Annotated in this window: 19 protein-coding genes; 18 read left to right on the forward strand and 1 reads right to left on the reverse strand. The window is 61.1% G+C overall.

The window, feature by feature from the left end:
- The first annotated feature begins 204 nt into the window (after positions 1-204).
- From dnaK to ACK6D9_RS02850, 9 genes are all read left to right on the forward strand, one after another.
- Positions 205-2,124 (forward strand): molecular chaperone DnaK, encoded by a 1,920-nt coding sequence (dnaK, locus tag ACK6D9_RS02810; protein ID WP_322987881.1) that lies wholly within the window; start codon positions 205-207, stop codon positions 2,122-2,124.
- 96 nt (positions 2,125-2,220) lie between these two features.
- The gene (gene dnaJ, locus ACK6D9_RS02815) at positions 2,221-3,363 is read left to right on the forward strand and encodes a molecular chaperone DnaJ (protein ID WP_412050548.1); all 1,143 of its coding nucleotides are present in this window, start codon (positions 2,221-2,223) and stop codon (positions 3,361-3,363) included.
- Positions 3,364-3,470: 107 nt separating this feature from the next.
- A complete protein-coding gene (gene pmtA / locus ACK6D9_RS02820; RefSeq protein WP_412050549.1) occupies positions 3,471-4,070 on the forward strand; it encodes a phospholipid N-methyltransferase PmtA in 600 nt (199 codons plus the stop codon).
- A gap of 80 nt (positions 4,071-4,150) precedes the next feature.
- Positions 4,151-4,732 carry an NAD(P)H-dependent oxidoreductase gene (locus tag ACK6D9_RS02825; RefSeq protein ID WP_322987884.1) on the forward strand — a complete coding sequence of 194 codons (582 nt, stop codon included), beginning with the start codon at positions 4,151-4,153 and terminating at the stop codon, positions 4,730-4,732.
- Between the two features lie 203 nt (positions 4,733-4,935).
- On the forward strand, positions 4,936-5,664 hold the full coding sequence (gene pyrF / locus ACK6D9_RS02830) for an orotidine-5'-phosphate decarboxylase (protein ID WP_322987885.1): 729 nt from the start codon (positions 4,936-4,938) through the stop codon (positions 5,662-5,664).
- A 35-nt stretch (positions 5,665-5,699) separates the two neighbouring features.
- Positions 5,700-5,993 carry a DUF1330 domain-containing protein gene (locus tag ACK6D9_RS02835; RefSeq protein WP_322987886.1) on the forward strand — a complete coding sequence of 98 codons (294 nt, stop codon included), beginning with the start codon at positions 5,700-5,702 and terminating at the stop codon, positions 5,991-5,993.
- A gap of 210 nt (positions 5,994-6,203) precedes the next feature.
- Positions 6,204-7,184 (forward strand): complex I NDUFA9 subunit family protein, encoded by a 981-nt coding sequence (locus ACK6D9_RS02840; RefSeq protein WP_412050550.1) that lies wholly within the window; start codon positions 6,204-6,206, stop codon positions 7,182-7,184.
- 32 nt (positions 7,185-7,216) lie between these two features.
- Complete coding sequence (locus ACK6D9_RS02845; protein WP_412050551.1) at positions 7,217-7,966, forward strand: sulfite exporter TauE/SafE family protein; 750 nt, start codon at positions 7,217-7,219, stop codon at positions 7,964-7,966.
- A 233-nt stretch (positions 7,967-8,199) separates the two neighbouring features.
- Entirely contained in the window at positions 8,200-8,346 is a 147-nt protein-coding gene (locus ACK6D9_RS02850) for a hypothetical protein (RefSeq protein WP_322987889.1), read from the forward strand.
- 70 nt (positions 8,347-8,416) lie between these two features.
- Here ACK6D9_RS02850 and ACK6D9_RS02855 read toward each other — a convergent pair whose 3' ends face one another.
- The gene (locus ACK6D9_RS02855) at positions 8,417-9,220 is read right to left on the reverse strand and encodes an undecaprenyl-diphosphate phosphatase (RefSeq protein WP_412050552.1); all 804 of its coding nucleotides are present in this window, start codon (positions 9,218-9,220) and stop codon (positions 8,417-8,419) included.
- Between the two features lie 184 nt (positions 9,221-9,404).
- Here ACK6D9_RS02855 and ACK6D9_RS02860 point away from each other — a divergent pair, with 184 nt between their 5' ends.
- The 9 genes from ACK6D9_RS02860 (at position 9,405) to ACK6D9_RS02900 (ending at position 19,264) form a co-directional block, all read left to right on the forward strand.
- Entirely contained in the window at positions 9,405-10,097 is a 693-nt protein-coding gene (locus ACK6D9_RS02860; RefSeq protein WP_322987891.1) for a glutathione S-transferase family protein, read from the forward strand.
- 4 nt (positions 10,098-10,101) lie between these two features.
- Entirely contained in the window at positions 10,102-11,298 is a 1,197-nt protein-coding gene (queG, locus tag ACK6D9_RS02865; protein ID WP_412050553.1) for a tRNA epoxyqueuosine(34) reductase QueG, read from the forward strand.
- A 19-nt stretch (positions 11,299-11,317) separates the two neighbouring features.
- A complete protein-coding gene (locus ACK6D9_RS02870) occupies positions 11,318-12,190 on the forward strand; it encodes an SDR family oxidoreductase (RefSeq protein WP_412050554.1) in 873 nt (290 codons plus the stop codon).
- Positions 12,191-12,434: 244 nt separating this feature from the next.
- Positions 12,435-12,782 (forward strand): septal ring lytic transglycosylase RlpA family protein, encoded by a 348-nt coding sequence (locus tag ACK6D9_RS02875; protein WP_322987908.1) that lies wholly within the window; start codon positions 12,435-12,437, stop codon positions 12,780-12,782.
- A 202-nt stretch (positions 12,783-12,984) separates the two neighbouring features.
- Positions 12,985-14,253 (forward strand): acetylornithine deacetylase/succinyl-diaminopimelate desuccinylase family protein, encoded by a 1,269-nt coding sequence (locus ACK6D9_RS02880; protein WP_412051717.1) that lies wholly within the window; start codon positions 12,985-12,987, stop codon positions 14,251-14,253.
- 35 nt (positions 14,254-14,288) lie between these two features.
- A complete protein-coding gene (locus ACK6D9_RS02885; protein WP_412050555.1) occupies positions 14,289-15,779 on the forward strand; it encodes an ABC transporter substrate-binding protein in 1,491 nt (496 codons plus the stop codon).
- 70 nt (positions 15,780-15,849) lie between these two features.
- Entirely contained in the window at positions 15,850-16,800 is a 951-nt protein-coding gene (locus tag ACK6D9_RS02890; protein ID WP_412050556.1) for an ABC transporter permease, read from the forward strand.
- Positions 16,797-17,657 (forward strand): ABC transporter permease, encoded by an 861-nt coding sequence (locus ACK6D9_RS02895; protein ID WP_412050557.1) that lies wholly within the window; start codon positions 16,797-16,799, stop codon positions 17,655-17,657. Before ACK6D9_RS02890 ends, ACK6D9_RS02895 begins: the two co-directional genes overlap by 4 nt.
- On the forward strand, positions 17,654-19,264 hold the full coding sequence (locus ACK6D9_RS02900) for an ABC transporter ATP-binding protein (protein WP_412050558.1): 1,611 nt from the start codon (positions 17,654-17,656) through the stop codon (positions 19,262-19,264). Before ACK6D9_RS02895 ends, ACK6D9_RS02900 begins: the two co-directional genes overlap by 4 nt.
- Positions 19,265-19,285: the final 21 nt, after the last annotated feature.

A 19,285-nucleotide genomic window follows, 5' to 3' on the forward strand; every position in this document is an offset into this window, starting at 1 on the left:
GTACTGTTCGCGGCGCTTGCAGTCTTCAAGCGACATTCTTATATACCCGACAACGCCCCTGACGATGACCGCAACAACTGGCAGACGCCAGGGGGGAGAAGGGACCGGAAGACGGTGTCATCCGGTTTTTAACAATGTCCCGTTAGGGGCTGTCGTATGGAACGCCTGACCGGGTCCCGGCAGCTCGCTTCAAGGAGAAGTAATATGGCGAAAGTAATCGGTATCGACCTCGGAACCACCAATTCCTGCGTCGCAGTTATGGATGGCAAGGACGCCCGCGTGATTGAAAACGCGGAAGGCGCGCGCACCACGCCGTCGATGGTGGCCTTCAGCGAAGATGGCGAGCGTCTGGTTGGCCAGCCGGCCAAGCGTCAGGCTGTCACCAACCCGGAAAACACCCTGTTTGCGGTCAAGCGCCTCATCGGCCGTCGTTACGAAGACAAGGCCGTCACCAAGGACAAGGAGCTTGTCTCGTTCAAGATCGTTCGCGGTGACAATGGCGATGCCTGGGTTGAAGCCAATGGCGACAAGTATTCTCCGGCTCAGATCTCGGCGATGATCCTTCAGAAGATGAAGGAAACCGCTGAATCCTATCTCGGCGAGAAGGTAGAAAAAGCCGTCATCACGGTTCCGGCCTACTTTAACGACGCCCAGCGTCAGGCCACCAAGGACGCGGGCAAGATCGCCGGCCTTGAAGTTCTCCGCATCATCAACGAGCCAACTGCCGCAGCACTTGCCTATGGTCTGGACAAAACCGAAGGCAAGACCATCGTGGTCTACGATTTGGGCGGTGGCACCTTCGACGTCTCGATCCTCGAGATCGGCGATGGCGTCTTCGAGGTCAAATCGACCAATGGCGACACCTTCCTCGGCGGTGAAGATTTTGACATGCGCCTGGTTGGCTATCTGGCCGACGAGTTCAAGAAAGAGCAGGGCATTGACCTGAAAAAGGACAAGCTCGCGCTGCAGCGTCTCAAGGAAGCTGCCGAAAAGGCCAAGATCGAGCTGTCTTCCCTGGCTCAGACCGAAATCAACCTTCCCTTCATCACGGCTGATGCCTCCGGGCCGAAGCACCTGACGATGAAGCTCAGCCGCTCCAAGTTCGAAAGCCTGGTCGATGATTTCGTCCAGCGCACCATCGGACCGTGCAAGGCTGCTCTCAAGGATGCCGGGCTTCAGTCCGCCGAAATCGACGAAGTGGTTCTGGTCGGCGGCATGACCCGCATGCCCAAGATCCAGGAAGTGGTGAAGAAGTTCTTCGGCAAGGAGCCCCACAAGGGCGTCAACCCGGACGAAGTGGTCGCCATGGGCGCCGCCATTCAGGCCGGCGTTCTGCAGGGCGACGTCAAGGACGTGCTGCTGCTCGACGTGACCCCGCTGTCGCTCGGCATCGAAACGCTGGGTGGCGTGTTCACCCGTCTGATCGACCGCAACACCACGATCCCGACCAAGAAGAGCCAGGTTTTCTCCACCGCTGAAGACAATCAGAACGCGGTGACGATCCGGGTCTTCCAGGGCGAGCGTGAAATGGCTGCCGACAACAAGGTTCTCGGCCAGTTCGATCTCGTCGGCATCCCCCCGGCGCCGCGTGGCGTGCCGCAGATCGAGGTCACCTTCGACATCGACGCCAACGGCATCGTCAACGTCTCGGCCAAGGACAAGGGCACCGGCAAGGAACACCAGATCCGCATCCAGGCATCGGGTGGTCTGTCTGACGCCGACATCGAGGCGATGATCAAGGAAGCCGAAACCAATGCCGACGCTGACAAGAAGCGCCGCGCCGTGGTGGAAGCCAAGAACCAGGGCGAAAGCCTCGTCCATTCTTCGGAACAGTCGCTGAAGGATTATGGCGACAAGGTTTCCGAAGAAGATCGCACCGCGATTGCCGACGCGATTGCTGCGCTCAAGACGGCTGTTGAAGCCGAAGAGCCTGATGCCGATGACATCCAGGCCAAGAGCCAGACGCTGATGGAAGTCTCGATGAAGCTGGGTCAGGCAATGTATGAGCAGGCCCAGACCGAGACTGGCGAAGACGAGGCCCAGGCTGAAGGCGACGAAAAGGTCGTCGATGCCGACTTCGAGGAAGTCAAGGACGACGATGACGACCAGAAGAAGTCGGCCTGATAGGCAGATGTAGCAAAACCCGGGAACTTCGGTTCCCGGGTTTTCGTCCGGCTATGCCGGAAGCGATGACAGCAATCAGGACGTCGACGGAGCATCATGGCCAAGGCGGATTTTTACGAAATACTCGGTGTGGCGCGTGGCGCGGACGAGAAGGAGCTCAAGGGCGCCTTCCGCAAGCTGGCCATGAAGTTTCACCCGGACAAGAACCCCGATGATTCCGACGCCGAACGCAAGTTCAAGGAAATCAACGAGGCTTACGAGTTCCTGAAAGATCCCCAGAAGCGTGCAGCCTATGACCGGTTCGGTCATGCCGCCTTCGAGCAGGGCGGCCCCGGCGGTATGGGCGGCGGCATGGGTGGCGGCGGCGGTTTCTCGGATATTTTCGAAGACATCTTCGGCGAGATGATGGGCGGCGGCCGCGGCGGCGGGCGGCGGTCATCGGGTGGCCGCGAACGCGGCGCCGACCTGCGCTACAACATGGAAATTTCGCTCGAGGAAGCCTATGAAGGCAAGACCGCGCAGATCAGGGTTCCGACCTCGATTAGCTGTGATGTCTGCACCGGGTCGGGCGCCAAGCCCGGCACCCAGCCCTCGACTTGCGCCACCTGCAACGGCGCTGGCCGGGTGCGCGCCGCACAGGGCTTCTTTTCGATCGAACGCACCTGCCCGACCTGCCATGGTCGTGGCCAGACCATCACCGACCCTTGCACCAAATGCGGTGGCCAGGGCCGGGTCACCGAAGAACGCTCGCTGTCGGTCAATATCCCGGCCGGCATCGAGGATGGCACCCGCATAAGGCTCTCCGGCGAGGGCGAGGCCGGCATGCGCGGCGGTCCGTCCGGCGATCTCTATATTTTCCTCTCCGTGCGTCCGCACGCTGTATTCCAGCGCGAAGGTGCGGACCTGTTCTGCACCGTGCCGATTTCGATGACCACGGCCGCGCTTGGCGGCAAGTTCGACATCACCACAATGGATGGTGCGCGCTCCCGCGTCAGCGTTCCCGAGGGCACCCAGCCTGGCAAGGAACTCAGGCTGCGCAACAAGGGCATGCCGGTGCTTCGCTCGGCCCAGTTTGGCGATCTTTACATCCGGATTTCAATTGAGACGCCGCAGAAATTGTCCAAGCGCCAGCGCGAATTGCTGATGGAATTTCAGGAACTTTCGTCAAAGGAAAACAGCCCGGAATCCTCTGGCTTCTTTTCGCGGATGAAGGGTTTCTTCGACACGCTGACGGATTGATTAGCCACACCCGGGCCGATCTGATGTTATTTTAGCGAGACGTCCCGGCGGCATGATGTCGCCGGATGGCGACAGGGTAGGCGCCAACGGTTGGCGCGGGAGTGAGCATGAATTTTCCCAGGGGAATCGCAGCGCGTTTCGACGAGGAAATCCGATTTTTCAAAGTCTGGATGGATGGACCTCGGAAAATCGGCGCGATCATGCCCACGTCATCGGTTGCTGCCCGTTCAATGGCATCCGTCGTCAATCCCGACTCTGGTCTGCCGGTACTCGAACTCGGACCCGGCACCGGTGTCATCACCCGCGCCATTCTGGCCCGCGGCATAACGCCGGCCCAGCTCGTCTCGGTGGAGTTCTCGCAGCAGTTCTTCACCCGGCTGAAGCTCGATTTTCCCGAAGTCCGGTTTATCCTCGGCAATGCGTTTGATCTCGAAACGACACTTGGCGCACTGCGTGCGCAGCGTTTTGACAGCGTAATTTCGGGCATTCCGCTGCTCAATTTCCCGGTTGCCGATCGGGTCGCGCTGATTGAAGACCTGCTCGACCGGCTGCCCTGTGGACGGCCGGTGGTCCAGTTTTCCTATGGGCCGACATCGCCGGTACCGCCACATAGCGGCAATTTTGACGTGATCCGCCACGATTTTGTCATGCGCAATGTGCCGCCAGCGCGGTTGTGGCTTTACCGCCGCAAGGTGATCCTCGCCTGAGATCGTTGCGCATTTTCCATTCACCTACCTTGATCTGTCGCGCCGTCCCGCAGGCGGCTGATTATCCAGCGGAGCATCCTATGATCCCAAAAATTCTCGTCATCCCCGGCTCCAATCGGAGCGGTTCTTTCAATGCCGCTTTGGCGGCCGCAGTATCGGTCGAACTCGCCCGCCAGGGCGCCGACGTCACACGGGTTTCGCTGGTTGATTATCCGCTGCCACTGGTTGACGAGGATTTGAAGAACCAGTCGGGCATTCCCGAGAACGCCATGAAGCTGGGCCGGTTGATTGCTGCCCAGGACGGCGTGTTCCTGTGTTGCCCTGAATACAATTCATCGATTCCGCCCTTGCTCAAGAACATGATCGATTGGGTCAGCCTGATTGCCAGGGATGGCGACAAGCCATTCAAGCCATGGAAGGGCCGCTTTGTGGCGCTGGGATCAGCTTCCAACGGCCGGTTCGCCGGCATTCGCGGGCTTTATCACGTTCGCTCGGTGATGATGAATGTCGGAACCCAGGTGATCAGCGAGCAGTGCTCTGTTGGCGCTGCCGCAACCGCATTTGATGCCGACGGGCGGCTCAAGGACGAACGGACGACAGCGATGATGGCCAGCGCTTGCACCTCGCTGATTGCCCATTGCACCATGATGAACAGCCGCTGAGCTCGGACGCCTCTCGCAACGCCGGGCTAGTGGCTTATCGTTGCGGCAGGTCTTGCGAACGATGGCTCTTCATGCGAGGACCGAAGTCGATTGCATGACGGTTTCCAGTGCTTCGGCGGACGAGACCGGCCTGTCTGGTTTCAAGCGAGAAGAGCGTCCATTGAGCGTTGATGCGAACGCCCGACGCTTGGGAGAACAGCGTCATGGCCAACGCCGCGATACACCTCGACAATTCACCACCGGCAATCGCCGATCCACGTCTCATCGTTGCTCTCGACGTGCCGACGGTCGCTGAAGCCGAAGCGCTGGTGGAACGGATCGGTGACGAAGCGGTGTTTTTCAAGATCGGCTACCAGCTGGCATTTGCCGGCGGGCTGCCGCTGGCGCGCGAACTCAAGGCCGCTGGCCGCAAGGTGTTTTTGGACATGAAACTCCTCGACATCGACAACACCGTCGCCAAGGGCGTCGAGAACGTGGCGCGAATGGGCGTCGACATGCTGACCCTTCATGCCTACCCGAAAGTGATGAAAGCCGCAGTTGAAGCCGCCAGTGGCAGCGGCTTGTGCCTGCTGGGCGTCACCGTGCTAACCTCGATGGACGCGGCCGACCTTTCCGACGCCGGCTATGCATTCACGCCCGAACAGCTGGTTTTGCGCCGCGCCGCGCAGGCGCGCGAGGCCAACATGGGGGGTATCGTCTGTTCGGCGGCCGAAGCCGCCGCGGTGCGCGCTGTTGTCGGTCCGGACATGGCGATCGTGACACCGGGCATCAGACCCTCGGGCGCCGATCATGGTGACCAGAAGCGGGTGATGACACCGGCCGAAGCGCTGGCTGCCGGCGCAACCCATCTGGTGGTGGGGCGGCCGATTTCGGCGGCATCCGATCCCGCCGCTGCTGCCCGCGCCATCCGCGTCGAAATGTCGAATACCTGAAAAGTTCAAACACCAAGCAACAGAAGGATCAGATCATGGCCAAGGGATACTGGATCGGACGCATCGATGTGCGCGACCCTGAGGGCTACAAGGCCTATGTGGAAACCGCGAAACCGGCTTTCATTGAACACAACGCCAAATTCCTGGTCCGCGGCGGTGAGCTCGACTCGCTCGAAGGCACCGCTCGCGCCCGCAATGTGGTTATCGAGTTCCCCAGTCGCGAGGCCGCGCTGGCGTGCTACAATTCCGAGACCTACCAGAAGGCCCGTGCCATTCGGCAGCAATATTCCGAAGGTGAACTGATCATCGTCGACGGCTTCGAGGGCTAATCCGGTTGAACCAGACGTTGCCGCTCCATGATCACCAGGCGGTTTTCAGGGCGGCGCGGTGTGGGCAAACGCAAAGATAGTCCATCGGACGCACCCTCAGGCTCTTCACCTCGCGGCGGTTTTTGACTAAGAGCGTGGCTGGAGTGCGTCCACGGCCCAATCCGTCTGCTCAGGCCGGTCGGCCAAATGATCCTGTCAGGGAGTGCATGAATGTCATCGCTGAACCAACCCAAGCTCGTCACGGTATTTGGCGGCTCCGGCTTTGTTGGCCGCCATGTGGTGCGCGCCCTCGCTCGCCGCGGCTATCGCATCCGCGTTGCGGTTCGCCGGCCCGACCTTGCCGGTCATCTGCAGCCGCTCGGTGGCGTCGGCCAGATTGCCGCCATTCAGGCCAATCTGCGCAACCGTGAATCCGTCAACCGCGCCGTTGCCGGATCGGATCACGTGGTCAACTGTGTCGGCATTCTGTTCCAGTCCGGACGCAACACCTTCGATTCGGTCCAGGATTTTGGTGCCCGCGCTGTTGCCGAGGCTACCCGTGCTGCGGGCGCCAGCCTGACCCACATCTCCGCCATTGGCGCCGATCCCAAAGCCGAATCCGATTATGCCCGGACCAAGGGGCTCGCCGAAGTGGCGATCGCCAGGGTACTGCCCGACGCGGTAATCATGCGTCCGTCGATCATCTTTGGCCCGGAAGACGGGTTCTTCAACAAGTTTGCCCAAATGGCTCGCTTTTCGCCATTCCTGCCGCTGATCGGTGGTGGCGAGACCAAGTTCCAGCCGGTCTATGTCGGCGATGTCGCCGAGGCTGTGGCGCGCAGCGTGGATGGCCGCCTGACAACTGGTACAGTCTACGAGCTCGGCGGCCCCCGGGTCATGAGCTTCATGCAATGTCTTGAGGAAATGCTCGGCGTCATCCAGCGCAAGCGGGTGCTGGTGTCTTTGCCATGGAGCCTTGCTTCGCTGATCGGCAAGGTCGCCTCGCTGATTCCGTTCATCGAGCCGCCGCTGACCAGTGATCAGGTGACGCTATTGAAGGCCGACAATGTCGTCTCCGCCGAAGCTGTCGCCGAGAATCGTACGCTGGCCGGTATGGACATACCGCTGACCACGGTCGAAGCGATCTTGCCGTCCTATCTCACCCACTACCGGCCGCAAGGCCAGTACAGCGGTACCGGCAGCGAAGCCTGAGCGCTCAGCTTTACGCGACCGTCGCAGCCCTTGTGCCGCAAGGGCTCGACCTCTGGGTCGCGGCGTCGCTTGTTATAGCGAGTTTCTTCACATCGGCGCTGACCGCCTCTGTCGGCATTGGTGGCGGCGTCGCCATGCTTGCGCTGATGGGGTATCTGGTCCCGGTCCCGGCCATCATCCCGCTGCACGGCGCGGTGCAGCTGGGCTCCAATCTCAGCCGCAGCGCGATCCTGCGCAGCCATATCGCCTGGGCCTGTCTCGCCGCCTTTCTGGCCGGCGCCATACCCGGCGCCTGGGTCGGTGGACTGGCGGTTGGAGCGCTGGCCGAACCGGCCCTCAAGGCAATGCTCGGCGGCTTCATCCTGCTCATCACCTGGCTCAAGCTGCCCGGCCTGGCCGCCATCAGCCTGCCCGGATTCACGTTCACCGGTGCAATCACCACTTTTCTGACAATGATTTTCGGCGCCACCGGCCCGTTCAATGCCGTGGTGCTGTCCAAAACCTTTCCCGACCGTCTGCGCTTGCAAGCGACCACGGCGGCGGTGATGAGCCTGCAGCATCTGGTCAAGACGATTGCCTTTGCGCTTGCGGGCTTTGCCTTCGCCCCCTGGTTGCCGCTGATTGCGGCGATGATCCTGACCGGGTTTGCTGGAACCTGGGTCGGCGCCAATATCCTGCATAAGATTCCCGAGAAGCGGTTTCGGATGCTTTTTCGGATCGCTCTCACGGTTCTTGCGCTCGACATGATCCGGCGTGGTGTTGCCGGAATGGCGCATGGTTAGGAATGATTTAAGTTTCCTCGGCTTTATTGGCCGTGCCAGCGGTTTGCCACTTGCCTCGACCTGCAGGGCCGGGTAGATCGCCACTGCCTTTGGCTGAGCCGGCAGATGCCGTGCCCCAGACGCCGTCGCCGGCCCTTCGCGGGCACCGGTGAAATTTTTAATCAGACCGCAGCCGCGGGACCCGACCGAATGTGCGCAACATCGGGCTTGAATTGTATCAAGGAAGTAAAGTCATGGGCAAAACCGTCATATCCGCATTCGCCTTCGCGGTTGTCGTGATTCTTTCCGCGTCTGCCTTTGCACCCCGCAGCGTCGCCGATTCCAAGGGCTGCGCCCCGGCCTACGGCGTTGATCCCTGCCTCACCCAGCTCAGTGAATAGGCACTACTTCAGGTAAAGGGCGCTCAAATCGGGTCATTTGAGCGTGAAACCAGACGCTTCAATCAAGGCGTCACAGCAACCACAGCCCGACCAGGCCGAGCGTGCCGACCACGATTCGCCACCAGCCAAACAGCGTGAAACCGCGCCGTGACACGAAATCCAGCAGGCTGCGCACGACCACCACTCCGGCAATAAACGCCATCACGAAGCCGACGACGATCGCCGCGACATCATCTGCGGCCAGCAAATCATAATTCTTGTAAAGATCCAGCGTGAAGGCACCGGCCATCGTCGGCATGGCGAGGAAGAATGAAAATTCCGCCGCCGAGCGCTTGTCCGCACCAAGCAGCAAGGCGCCGACGATGGTGGCACCTGAGCGCGACGTGCCGGGGATCATCGCCAAAGTCTGACAAACCCCGATCTTGAAGGCCATCGACAGCGGATAATCCATCACATTGGTGTATTTTGGCGTCAGCTTCATCCGGTCGACAACCAGCAGCACAATGCCGCCGGCAATAAGTACCCAGCAAATCAGCGCGGTTGATTCAAACAGCACCGACTTGATGAAACCATGCGCCATCGCGCCGATTACCGCCGCCGGCAGAAACGCCAGCAGGATGGCACCGACAAAATGCCGCGCCTTCGGGCTTGAAGGCAGATCCGTGGCGAGTTTCCACAGCCGCGCGAAATACACCGACAGGATAGCCCCGATCGCCCCGAGCTGAATCAGCACCTCGAAACTGTTGCCGGGTGATTTGAAGCCCAGAAAATGGCCGACCAGCAACAGATGTGCGGTCGAAGATACCGGAATGAACTCGGTCAGGCCTTCAATCAGGCCAAGCAGGGCTGCGCCCACGAGTGTCGTTTCATTCATTCTAAGCCTCGTGTCGCTTTGTGGCCGTCATTGGTGTTTATCCAGACGTCAAGGGCGAAAAACTGCCGGTATCGGCGGGGCAGTGATTCGCTTGTCTTGCCGCGTACCAAACCCTATAGCTCTATTTTCCAGAAACTGACCAGTCCTGCGCCTCGGCGCCAACGCAATCACATCCAGCTTCATCATGCCAATTTTGTATCATCATAAAGCTTCTGTAGCGTCCCGGTTCATCCGTGTGTGCTTCGGTGAAGTCGATTTCGAGGCCGAGCTTGTGGAAGAGAATGTCTGGGAGAAACGCCCGGAGTTTCTCAAGATCAATCCGGCCGGCAACCTGCCGGTCTGCATGACCGACAACAATCACGCGCTGTGCGGGCCCCACATCATTGCCGAATGGCTCGATGAGTCCTTTGGCGTGTTCAAGCGTGACCGCAGGCTCCTGGCCGAGGACCCGTTCAGGCGGGCCGAAATCCGACGTCTGATGGAGTGGTTCCTGATCAAGTTCGAGCATGATGTGGCACGGCCGCTGGTGCGCGAGCGTGTTCTCAAGCTGGTAATGCCGACAAGCAGTGGCGGTGGCGCGCCGGATCCGAAGATGCTGCGCGCGGGTCGGGCCAATATCCGCCAGCACATGAAATACCTGTCCTGGCTCGCGGGCTCCCGGGCCTGGTTGGCGGGCGACCGGCTCAGTTACGCCGATCTTGCAGCCGCTGCCGCAATATCGATGATGGATTATCTCGGCGAGGTCGACTGGAACGCCAACCCGCAGGCCAAGGACTGGTATCAGCGGGTCAAGTCGCGCCCCTCGTTCAGGCCGCTTCTGACGGACCGGATTCGCAATCTGCCGCCGGTCTCCCACTACGCCGATCTCGATTTCTAAGACGATGGTTGTCGCTGATTCCTCCGTACCAGCCACGACGCCCGACAAGGCGGCCGCGGAGAAGGCCGCGATCAAGATGGACCGTCTGAAGGTCTATCTGGCAGCCGAGGCTGAGCGGCTCGGGTTTTGCGCCCTGGCGATCACTGCTCCCGATCCCGGACCCGACGTTGCCGAACGGCTGGCACGCTTTGTCGAACTGGAACGGCACGGCTCGATGCTATGGCTTGAAGAAACCAGCGCCCGCCGTGCCGATCCGAAAACCCTGTGGCCCGAGGTCGGCTCGGTGATCATGCTGGCGATGAATTACGGTCCGGATGCCGACCCGATGGCCAATCTTGAGCGGAAATCCAGCGCCAATATCTCGGTTTATGCCCGCAACCGCGATTACCATGACCTCATCAAGGGCAAGCTGAAGGAACTGGCGGGAAAATTTGCTTCCCGCTCGGGCGGCGACGTCAAGGTCTTTGTCGACACCGCCCCGGTGATGGAAAAGCCGCTGGCCCGCTCGGCCGGGCTTGGCTGGATCGGCAAGCACACCAATCTGGTCAGCCGCAGCCATGGCTCCTGGCTGTTCCTGGCCTCGATCTTCACCACCATCGAACTGCCCCTTGATACAGCCGAGGTCGATCATTGCGGATCCTGCCGGGCCTGCCTCGACGCCTGTCCGACCAACGCTTTTCCTGCGCCCTATCAGATCGATGCGCGGCGTTGCATCTCCTATCTCACCATTGAGAACAAGGATGCGATTCCGCACGAGTTCCGAACCGCGATCGGCAATCGCATCTATGGTTGCGACGATTGCCTGGCAGCGTGCCCGTGGAACAAATATGCGCAGGTCGCCCACGAAGCCAAGCTGGTGGCCCGCGACGATCTGCAATCGCCGCCGCTGATTGATTTCCTGGCCATGGATGACGCGAGTTTTCGCACCTTTTTTTCGGGCTCTCCGGTCAAGCGGATCGGCCGCGACCGGTTCATGCGCAATGTGCTGATTGCCGCCGGCAACAGCGCCGACCAGAGCCTGGTCCCGGCCTGCAAGGTTCTTCTGAGCGATGCCGCGCCACTGGTGCGTGGTGCGGCTGTCTGGGCGCTGTCACAGTTGCTGAACTCCGAACAGATGCAAAGCCTGGCAGAAACTGCCGGGATCGACCCCGACGACGGGGTTGCGGGCGAATGGCGCATCGCTCTGGAAGGCGACGCGTGAGGGCAGGAGTGGAACAACGATGCGATTGATGATCCTTGGCGCCGGTTTTTCCGGTCTCGCCATCGCCCGGGCGCTGGCAGCAGACTGCGATTTTGCCGGCGGCACCACACGCAGCAAGGCCCGCTTTGCAGAATTGGCAAACGCCGGCCTTGCGCCCTACGTCTATGCTGGCGGCGTGCCCGAAGCGGAGCTGGCAAGCGAGTTGAGCCAGACTACCCATCTTGTGATGTCGATATCCCCGGATGCCGGCGGCGATCCGTTTCTGGCAGCGTTTTCGGGTGGGCTTGCTACGGCCATGCCGCAGCTTGAATGGATAGGCTATCTCTCGACCGTCGGGGTCTATGGCGATCATGGCGGCGCCTGGGTCGATGAACAGACCATCTGCCGTCCAGTATCCCGACGCTCGATCGCCCGGCTCGAGGCCGAGCAGGGTTGGAACATGTTGGCCTCTGACGCCGAAGTGGCGCTCGCCGTTATCCGCCTTTCAGGCATCTATGGCCCCGGCCGCAATGCCCTCAAGACGCTCGATGCCGGCAAGGGCCGGCGTCTGATCAAGCCGGGCCAGGTGTTCAACCGGATCCACGTCGAAGATATCGGCGGCGCCACCGCCCTGCTTTCCAGGGATCGTCGGGCGGGAACATTCAACGTTACCGACGACAAACCGGCACCACCGCAGGATGTGGTCGCCCATGCCGCCCTGCTGATGGGAATTGAACCACCGCCGGAGACCGATTTTGAAACCGCGGAACTGACGCCGATGGCGCGTTCGTTCTATGGTGAGAACAAACGCGTCTCCAACAAGGCGATCAAGGCCGCCGGCTATCAGTTTCTCTATCCGGACTATGCTGCCGGCCTCGGCGCACTTTGGCGCGATGGACGTTGGGCGCGCTGACGCCTTTCGGGCTCAAATCGGCCCATCTGCGCGAAAATATCCACGCATGAAATCCGAGTGTTGAAATGATCCTCGCGGATACATCTACGCGCGCGGCAAATTGGTTTTGCTGCATTGCAACAATACGCAACAAGAAGTGATTTTGGGGATCTTCTTTTGGCCCGGTTCGGTGTGCAACACCCGAGGCATCACCAAAAGGGATTGAAAATTGACTTCAACAAGCACCAACGCACCTATCGGCAAGATGTTCCTTGCCGGCATCCTGGCCGCCGCAGCAACCGTCGCCGTCATCTCTCCGGCTTCTGCCGCTCAGCCCTCTTGCGGGCGCGCGTCCTGGTATGCGTTGACCTCGCTCACCGCGTCGGGTGAGCGTATGAACCCGGCCAAGCTCACGGCCGCTCATCCCAAGCTTCGCTTCGGCACCAAGGTTGAAGTGGTCAATCCGCGCAACGGCAAGTCGGTGGTGGTGCGGATCAATGACCGTGGCCCCTTCGTCAAGGGGCGCATCATCGACGTTTCCAAGGCTGCTGCCGGGAAGCTCGGGATGATCAAGTCCGGCGTTGCCAAGGTCTGTTTCCGCGTCGTTTCCTGAGCCTGCCCATCTTGCCAGACCGGTTTGTCACGCTATTGTGCGCTGCGACGAATGCATGGGCGCCCGAATTTGAATGTTTGGGCGCTGATACCATGCAGTAAATCAAAGCGTTACAGTGACTCCGCGCGCTCGGCTGACCGCGCCGCGCGGTCAGAGGCAGGACATGATGGACAGTGCGGCAATTTCGACACGGCAGACATCCATGGCAGCGGCAATTGCCGCCCGGCGCGATGATCTGGTGGCGCTGACCCAGGATCTTATTCGCATTCCAACCCTTAATCCGCCGGGCGAATGCTACCGCGACATCTGCGAATATCTCGCCCAGCGCCTGAAGAAATCCGGCTTTGACGTCAAGCTGCTGCGCGCCGAAGGCACGCCCGGCGACAGCGAACGGCATCCGCGCTGGAATGTCGTCTGCCGTCGTGAAGGCGGTCGTGCCGGCCCTTGCGTGCACTTCAATTCTCATATCGACGTGGTCGAAACCGGTGCCGGCTGGACATACGATCCGTTCGGCGGAACAGTTTCCGATGGCAAGATCTATGGCCGTGGCGCCTGCGACATGAAGGGCGGGCTGGCGGCCTCGATCATTGCCGCGGAAGCCTTCATTGCGCTCTGGCCCGATTATCCCGGCGCCATTGAGATTTCCGGCACCGCTGACGAGGAAACCGGCGGTTATGGCGGCGTCGCCTGGCTTGCCGAGCAGGGTTACTTTTCGCCCGAGCGGGTCCAGCATGTGATCATCCCCGAGCCGCTCAACAAGGACCGCATCTGTCTGGGTCATCGCGGCGTGATGTGGGCCGAAATTCGCACCCATGGCCGCATTGCCCATGGATCGATGCCGTTTCTGGGCGATTGTGCTGTACGGCATATGGGCGCGGTGATTTCCAAAATGGAAACCTCGTTGTTTCCTGCTTTGGCGCGCAAGCATACGGCAATGCCGGTGGTTCCCGATGGCGCCCGGCAATCGACCATGAACATCAATTCGCTGCATGGTGGCCAAGCCGAGCCGGAGCCGGATTTCACCGGCTTTCCTTCAGCCTGCGTCCCCGATTCCGCGCGGATGGTGATCGACCGGCGCTATCTGATCGAGGAACAGGCCGACGAGGTGCGCGAGGAAATCATCACGCTGCTGGAGCGGGTGAAATCGGAACGGCCCGGCTTCCGCTATGATTTCGAAGAACTCTGGCAGGTTAGCCCGACCATGACCTCGGTCGATGCGCCGGTGGTCAAGGCCGTTGAACGTGGCATCCGCTCGGCGCTTGCCTGCGAGCCGGTGCACGTGGTTTCGCCCGGAACCTATGACCAGAAACATATTGACCGCATAGGTCGCTTGAAAGACTGTATTGCCTATGGGCCCGGCATTCTCGATCTGGCGCATCAGCCGGATGAATATGTGGGGATTGACGACATGGTCGATTCGGCGAAGGTGATGGCCTTCGCACTGGATGATCTTTTGCACGGTCGCGCGTAAAACGCCGCCGTCTCACTGGGAGCGAGGAAAGCCTGATGACAAAGAACCCGATTGCGGCGGCTGCCGTTTCGATCCTGGCCTTGGGGCTGGCGCTCGGCGTCACGCCGGCAATGGCTGCCAAGATGGACGCCACCATCGGCATGCAGCTCGAGCCGCCGAACCTCGACCCCACCGGTGGCGCTGCGGCGGCGATCGACGAAGTGCTCTACGCCAACCTGTTCGAAGGCCTCACCCGTTTTGGTCCCGATGGCGAGATCCTGCCGGCGCTGGCCAAGAGCTGGACCATCTCTGATGACGGCCTGGTCTACACTTTCAGCCTGCGCGAAGGCGCCAAGTTCCATGACGGCACCGATTTCAACGCCGATGACGTGAAGTTTTCGCTCGACCGCGCCCGCGCCGAAGAGTCGACCAATGCCCAGAAGGCACTGTTTGCCGACATCGCCTCGGTGGATGTGGTCGATCCGGCCACGGTCAAGGTGACGCTGTCAAAGCAGAACGGCTCGTTCCTGTTCAATATGGCTTGGGGCGACGCGGTGATTGTGGCGCCAGAATCCGCTGACGGCAACGCCGCCAAGCCGGTCGGCACCGGTCCTTTCATGTTTGCTCAATGGGTCAAGGGAGACCGGGTCGAACTCGATCGCAACCCCGATTACTGGGGCGAGGCAGTCAAGCTCGATCATGTCACGTTCAAGTTCATTTCCGACCCGACGGCTGCTTTCGCGGCGATGATGACCGGCGACCTTGATGCTTTCCCGGCCTTTCCTGCGCCAGAAAACCTCATCCAGTTCGAGGCCGATCCGCGCTTTTCGGTGATCATCGGCTCCTCCGAGGGCGAAACCATTCTGGCGATGAACAACAAGAAGCCGCCTCTCGACAACATCACGGTGCGCAAGGCGATCGCTCATGCCATCGACCGCAAGGCGATCATCGATGGTGCCCTGTTCGGCTACGGCACGCCGATCGGCACCCATTTCGCCCCGCACAACCCTGCCTATGTCGATCTGACGGCGCAGTCGGCCTATGATCCGGAACAGTCCAAGGCGCTGCTGGCTGAAGCCGGCGTCAAGGACCTGACCCTGTCGCTGAAGCTGCCGCCGCCAAGCTACGCCCGCCGCGGCGGCGAAATCATCGCCGCGCAATTGCGCGAGGCCGGCATCAATGTCGACATCACCAATGTCGAATGGGCGCAATGGCTTTCCGACGTGTTCAAGGCCAAGAATTTCGATCTGACCATCGTCTCCCATACCGAACCGATGGACATCGGCATTTACGCTCGGGATGACTACTACTTCCAGTATGGCGATCCCGCCTTCAAGGCGATCATGGCCGATCTCGACAAGGCCACCGACCCCGACAAGCGCACCGAACTGATGCAGGCGGCGCAGAAGAAGATCGCTGACGACTACGTCAACGCCTATCTGTTCCAGTTGCCTCGCACCGGTGTCGCCAACGCCAAGCTCAAGGGGCTGTGGCCGAATTCGCCGACCCAGGCCAACGACATGACGGGCGTCTATTGGGAAGAGTGACACCTGAGACCAGCACGGAGGCCGGTCAGATTTCCGGCCCCCGCGCCCTGATGCCCGGGGATAATGTCCTATGACCGCCTATTTTCTGCGGCGATTCGTGTCGCTGTCGCTCAGCCTGGTTGCGGCAAGCCTGGTCATCTTCCTGGTGATGGAAATGGTGCCCGGCGACCCGGCGACGTTCATGATGGGACTGAACGCCGACCCGGCAGCGGTGGCGGCACTGCGCAGCCAGCTTGGTCTCGATGGCCCGTTGCCGCTGCGCTATCTGAGCTGGGTGGTGGGCTTGCTGCACGGTGATTTCGGCGTCTCCTACACCTACCGGGTCCCGGTTTCCGAGCTGATCTCCGAGCGGGTGATGATCTCGCTGCCGCTGACGCTTTATGCGCTGGTGTTGTCGACATTGATCGCCTTTCCCGCCGGTATCCTTGCCGCCGCCCGCCGCAATTCGGCCACTGACTTTTCGGTCATGGGCGTGAGCCAGCTTGGCGTGGCAATCCCGAACTTCTGGTTCGCGATGATCCTGGTTCTGGTCTTCGCAATCAATCTGCGCTGGTTTTCCGCCGGAGGATTCCCGGGATGGGAATCAGGCTTCTTTCCGGCCATCAAGGCGCTGACATTGCCGGCGATTGCGTTGGCGCTGCCGCAGGCATCAATTCTGGCGCGGGTGATGCGCTCGTCGCTGATCGACACGCTGGATGAGGATTTCATGCGCACAGCCCGTGCCAAGGGGCTGAGCCGCGGCCAGGCACTGTGGCGGCACGCGCTGCGCAACGCGCTGATCCCGGTGCTGACCATCATCGGCCTGCAGTTCTCGTTCCTGCTCGCCGGCGGCATCATCATCGAAAATGTATTCTACCTGCCCGGCCTTGGCCGGCTGGTGTTTCAGGCCATCACCCAGCGCGACCTGATCGTGGTCCGCTCGGTGGTGATCCTTCTGGTCTTTGCTGTCATTGTCGTCACCTTCCTGGTTGATCTTGCCTATGCTGCAGCTGACCCGCGCCTGCGCCGGCGGCGCCCATGAGCGGCGCGGTCTCCAACCGCTCGCTGTTGCGCATGGCGCTGGGCCATCCCGCCTTCGTCACCGGCTTTGTGCTGTCGGCGGTGTTCATTGTGGCCGCGCTGATGTCCTTTGTCTGGACCCCGTTCGATCCGACCAAGCTCGATATCGCCAACAAGCTCCAAAATCCGTCGTGGGTTCACTGGTTCGGCACAGATCATTTCGGACGTGACATGTTCTCGATGATCATGGTCGGCGCCCGCGTGTCGATTGCCGTGGCCTTTGTCGCAGTCGGCATCGGCATGGTGTTGGGGGTGCCGCTGGGGCTCTATGCGGCGGCCCGGCGCGGCAGCCTGATCGACGAAATCATCATGCGCGGCAATGATTTGGTGTTTGCGTTCCCGTCGCTGCTGCTGGCGATCATGATCACCGCGGTGTTCGGCCCCGGCGCCATCAATGCCATCATCGCCATCGGTATTTTCAATGTCCCGGTGTTCGCGAGACTCGCCCGCGGCGCGGCGTTGTCGCTGTGGACCCGGGATTTCATTCTTGCCGCCCGGGTTGCCGGCAAGAACAAGGCGCGGATCTCGGTCGAGCATATCCTGCCCAATATTGCCAATCTGATGATTGTCCAGGGCACGATCCAGTTCTCGCTGGCGGTTCTTGCCGAAGCAGCACTTGCCTATGTCGGGCTTGGCGCCCAGCCGCCGCTGCCAAGCTGGGGCCGAATGCTGGCCGATGCCCAGACGCTGATCTCGCTGGCGCCGCACATGGCGCTGTTTCCAGGCTTTGCGATCATCATCACCGTGCTTGGCCTCAACCTGATGGGCGACGGGCTGCGCGACCTGTTCGACCCCAAGCTCAGGCATGGCCGCTCATGAGTGTGCTCTCGATTTCCGATCTGAAGGTCGATATTCACGGCTATACCGTGCTGCACGACATCGATCTGACACTCGATCCCGGCCAGATCCTCGGTGTTGTCGGCGAATCCGGTTCCGGCAAATCGATGACGGCGCTGTCGGTGATGCAGCTTCTTCCGCGCGGCAGCCACTGGTCGGGCGCCATCAACGTTGCGGGCAATGAACTGGCGGCGATGGACGAGCGGGCGCTGTGCCAGATGCGCGGCCGTGATGTCGGCATGATCTTCCAGGAACCGATGACGGCGCTCAACCCGGTCCGCACAATTGGCGACCAGGTCGCAGAAACCGTGCGGATCCACACCGGCGCCAGCCGCCGCGAGGCCATGGTGATTGCCCGTGAAATGCTCAACCGCGTCGGCTTGCCCAAAGATCGGTTTCCACTCGACCGGTTTCCGCATGATCTCTCTGGTGGACAGCGCCAGCGGGTGGTGATCGCCCAGGCGATTGCGCTGAGGCCCAAGCTGCTGATTGCCGACGAGCCAACCACGGCGCTGGACGTGACCACCCAGGCCCAGATCCTCGACCTGCTCAAACAACTGGTGCGGGAAGAGGATATGGGTCTGATGCTGATCACCCACGACCTGGCTGTGGTGGCGGGTCTGGCCGATAGCATCGCCATTCTCAAGGAAGGCGCGGTGGTCGAGGCCGGGCCGACCGGCGAGATCTTCCGCGCCATGCGCCATCCCTACACAAGAGCGCTGTTTTCGGCCTCCGCGCATGTGCCGGATCGCGGGCGCAAGCCGGAGCCCTCCGCCACGCCGGTGCTGTCGGTCAAGCAGGTGGTGCGCGACTATGAACAGCCGCGCCGCAACCTGTTCGTTCGCCCGCCACCGTTTCGCGCCGTCGATCATGTCGACTTCGAGATTTCGCATGGCGAGAATGTTGGCCTGGTTGGCGAATCGGGCTGTGGAAAATCGACGCTGGCCCGCGCCATCCTGGCGCTGGATCCGCTGCAGGATGGCGAGATCCGCCTCAATGGCCATGTGTTTTCAAGCGCTGGCGAAGGACCGCATCCCGAACTCAGGGCGCGGATGCAGGTAGTGTTTCAGGATCCCTATGGATCGTTCAACCCGCGCCACCGTGTGAGACGGCTTGTTACGGAGCCGTTCCATCTCGTCAAATCGCCGCCGCAAGGCGTCGAGTTGGAGCGCCGGATCGACCGTGCGCTGACCGAAGTGGGCCTCAAATCATCGGACGCTGACAAATACATCCATGAATTTTCCGGCGGTCAGCGCCAGCGCATCGCCATCGCCAGGGCGCTGATCATCGAGCCGGCGCTGATCGTGCTTGATGAGGCGGTGTCGGCGCTCGACGTGTCGATCCGGGCGCAGATCCTTGATCTGCTGGCAGCGTTGTCGGATCGGCTGGATTTGTCCTATCTGTTCATCTCGCATGATCTGTCGGTGGTGCGCGCCATTACCGACCGGGTGCTGGTGATGAAGGATGGCCGGATTGTCGAGCAGGGCGAGACCGAAACCCTCTTTCGTAATCCGCAGCATCCCTATACACAAAAACTGGTGGCCTCGACGCCATCGCTTCAAGCCGCGCTGGCGGCACGCGCAAGCTGAAAATCACGGGCAAGTGAGAAT

Origin of the sequence: Hoeflea sp. Naph1, assembly GCF_046837775.1 — a bacterium.
GTDB lineage: Bacteria > Pseudomonadota > Alphaproteobacteria > Rhizobiales > Rhizobiaceae > Hoeflea.

Excerpts from the sequence above, each read along its gene's own strand:
- ACK6D9_RS02850 (WP_322987889.1), top strand. The coding sequence starts at position 8,200 with ATGGGCAAAACCGTCATATCCGCATTCGCCTTCGCGGTTGTCGTGATT.
- ACK6D9_RS02875 (WP_322987908.1), top strand. The coding sequence starts at position 12,435 with ATGTTCCTTGCCGGCATCCTGGCCGCCGCAGCAACCGTCGCCGTCATC.
- pmtA (WP_412050549.1), top strand. The coding sequence starts at position 3,471 with ATGAATTTTCCCAGGGGAATCGCAGCGCGTTTCGACGAGGAAATCCGA.
- ACK6D9_RS02900 (WP_412050558.1), top strand. The coding sequence starts at position 17,654 with ATGAGTGTGCTCTCGATTTCCGATCTGAAGGTCGATATTCACGGCTAT.
- ACK6D9_RS02870 (WP_412050554.1), top strand. The coding sequence starts at position 11,318 with ATGCGATTGATGATCCTTGGCGCCGGTTTTTCCGGTCTCGCCATCGCC.
- ACK6D9_RS02890 (WP_412050556.1), top strand. The coding sequence starts at position 15,850 with ATGACCGCCTATTTTCTGCGGCGATTCGTGTCGCTGTCGCTCAGCCTG.
- dnaK (WP_322987881.1), top strand. The coding sequence starts at position 205 with ATGGCGAAAGTAATCGGTATCGACCTCGGAACCACCAATTCCTGCGTC.
- ACK6D9_RS02860 (WP_322987891.1), top strand. The coding sequence starts at position 9,405 with ATGCCAATTTTGTATCATCATAAAGCTTCTGTAGCGTCCCGGTTCATC.
- pyrF (WP_322987885.1), top strand. The coding sequence starts at position 4,936 with ATGGCCAACGCCGCGATACACCTCGACAATTCACCACCGGCAATCGCC.
- ACK6D9_RS02880 (WP_412051717.1), top strand. The coding sequence starts at position 12,985 with ATGGCAGCGGCAATTGCCGCCCGGCGCGATGATCTGGTGGCGCTGACC.
- ACK6D9_RS02825 (WP_322987884.1), top strand. The coding sequence starts at position 4,151 with ATGATCCCAAAAATTCTCGTCATCCCCGGCTCCAATCGGAGCGGTTCT.
- ACK6D9_RS02885 (WP_412050555.1), top strand. The coding sequence starts at position 14,289 with ATGACAAAGAACCCGATTGCGGCGGCTGCCGTTTCGATCCTGGCCTTG.
- dnaJ (WP_412050548.1), top strand. The coding sequence starts at position 2,221 with ATGGCCAAGGCGGATTTTTACGAAATACTCGGTGTGGCGCGTGGCGCG.
- ACK6D9_RS02855 (WP_412050552.1), bottom strand. The coding sequence starts at position 9,220 with ATGAATGAAACGACACTCGTGGGCGCAGCCCTGCTTGGCCTGATTGAA.
- queG (WP_412050553.1), top strand. The coding sequence starts at position 10,102 with ATGGTTGTCGCTGATTCCTCCGTACCAGCCACGACGCCCGACAAGGCG.
- ACK6D9_RS02835 (WP_322987886.1), top strand. The coding sequence starts at position 5,700 with ATGGCCAAGGGATACTGGATCGGACGCATCGATGTGCGCGACCCTGAG.
- ACK6D9_RS02840 (WP_412050550.1), top strand. The coding sequence starts at position 6,204 with ATGTCATCGCTGAACCAACCCAAGCTCGTCACGGTATTTGGCGGCTCC.
- ACK6D9_RS02895 (WP_412050557.1), top strand. The coding sequence starts at position 16,797 with ATGAGCGGCGCGGTCTCCAACCGCTCGCTGTTGCGCATGGCGCTGGGC.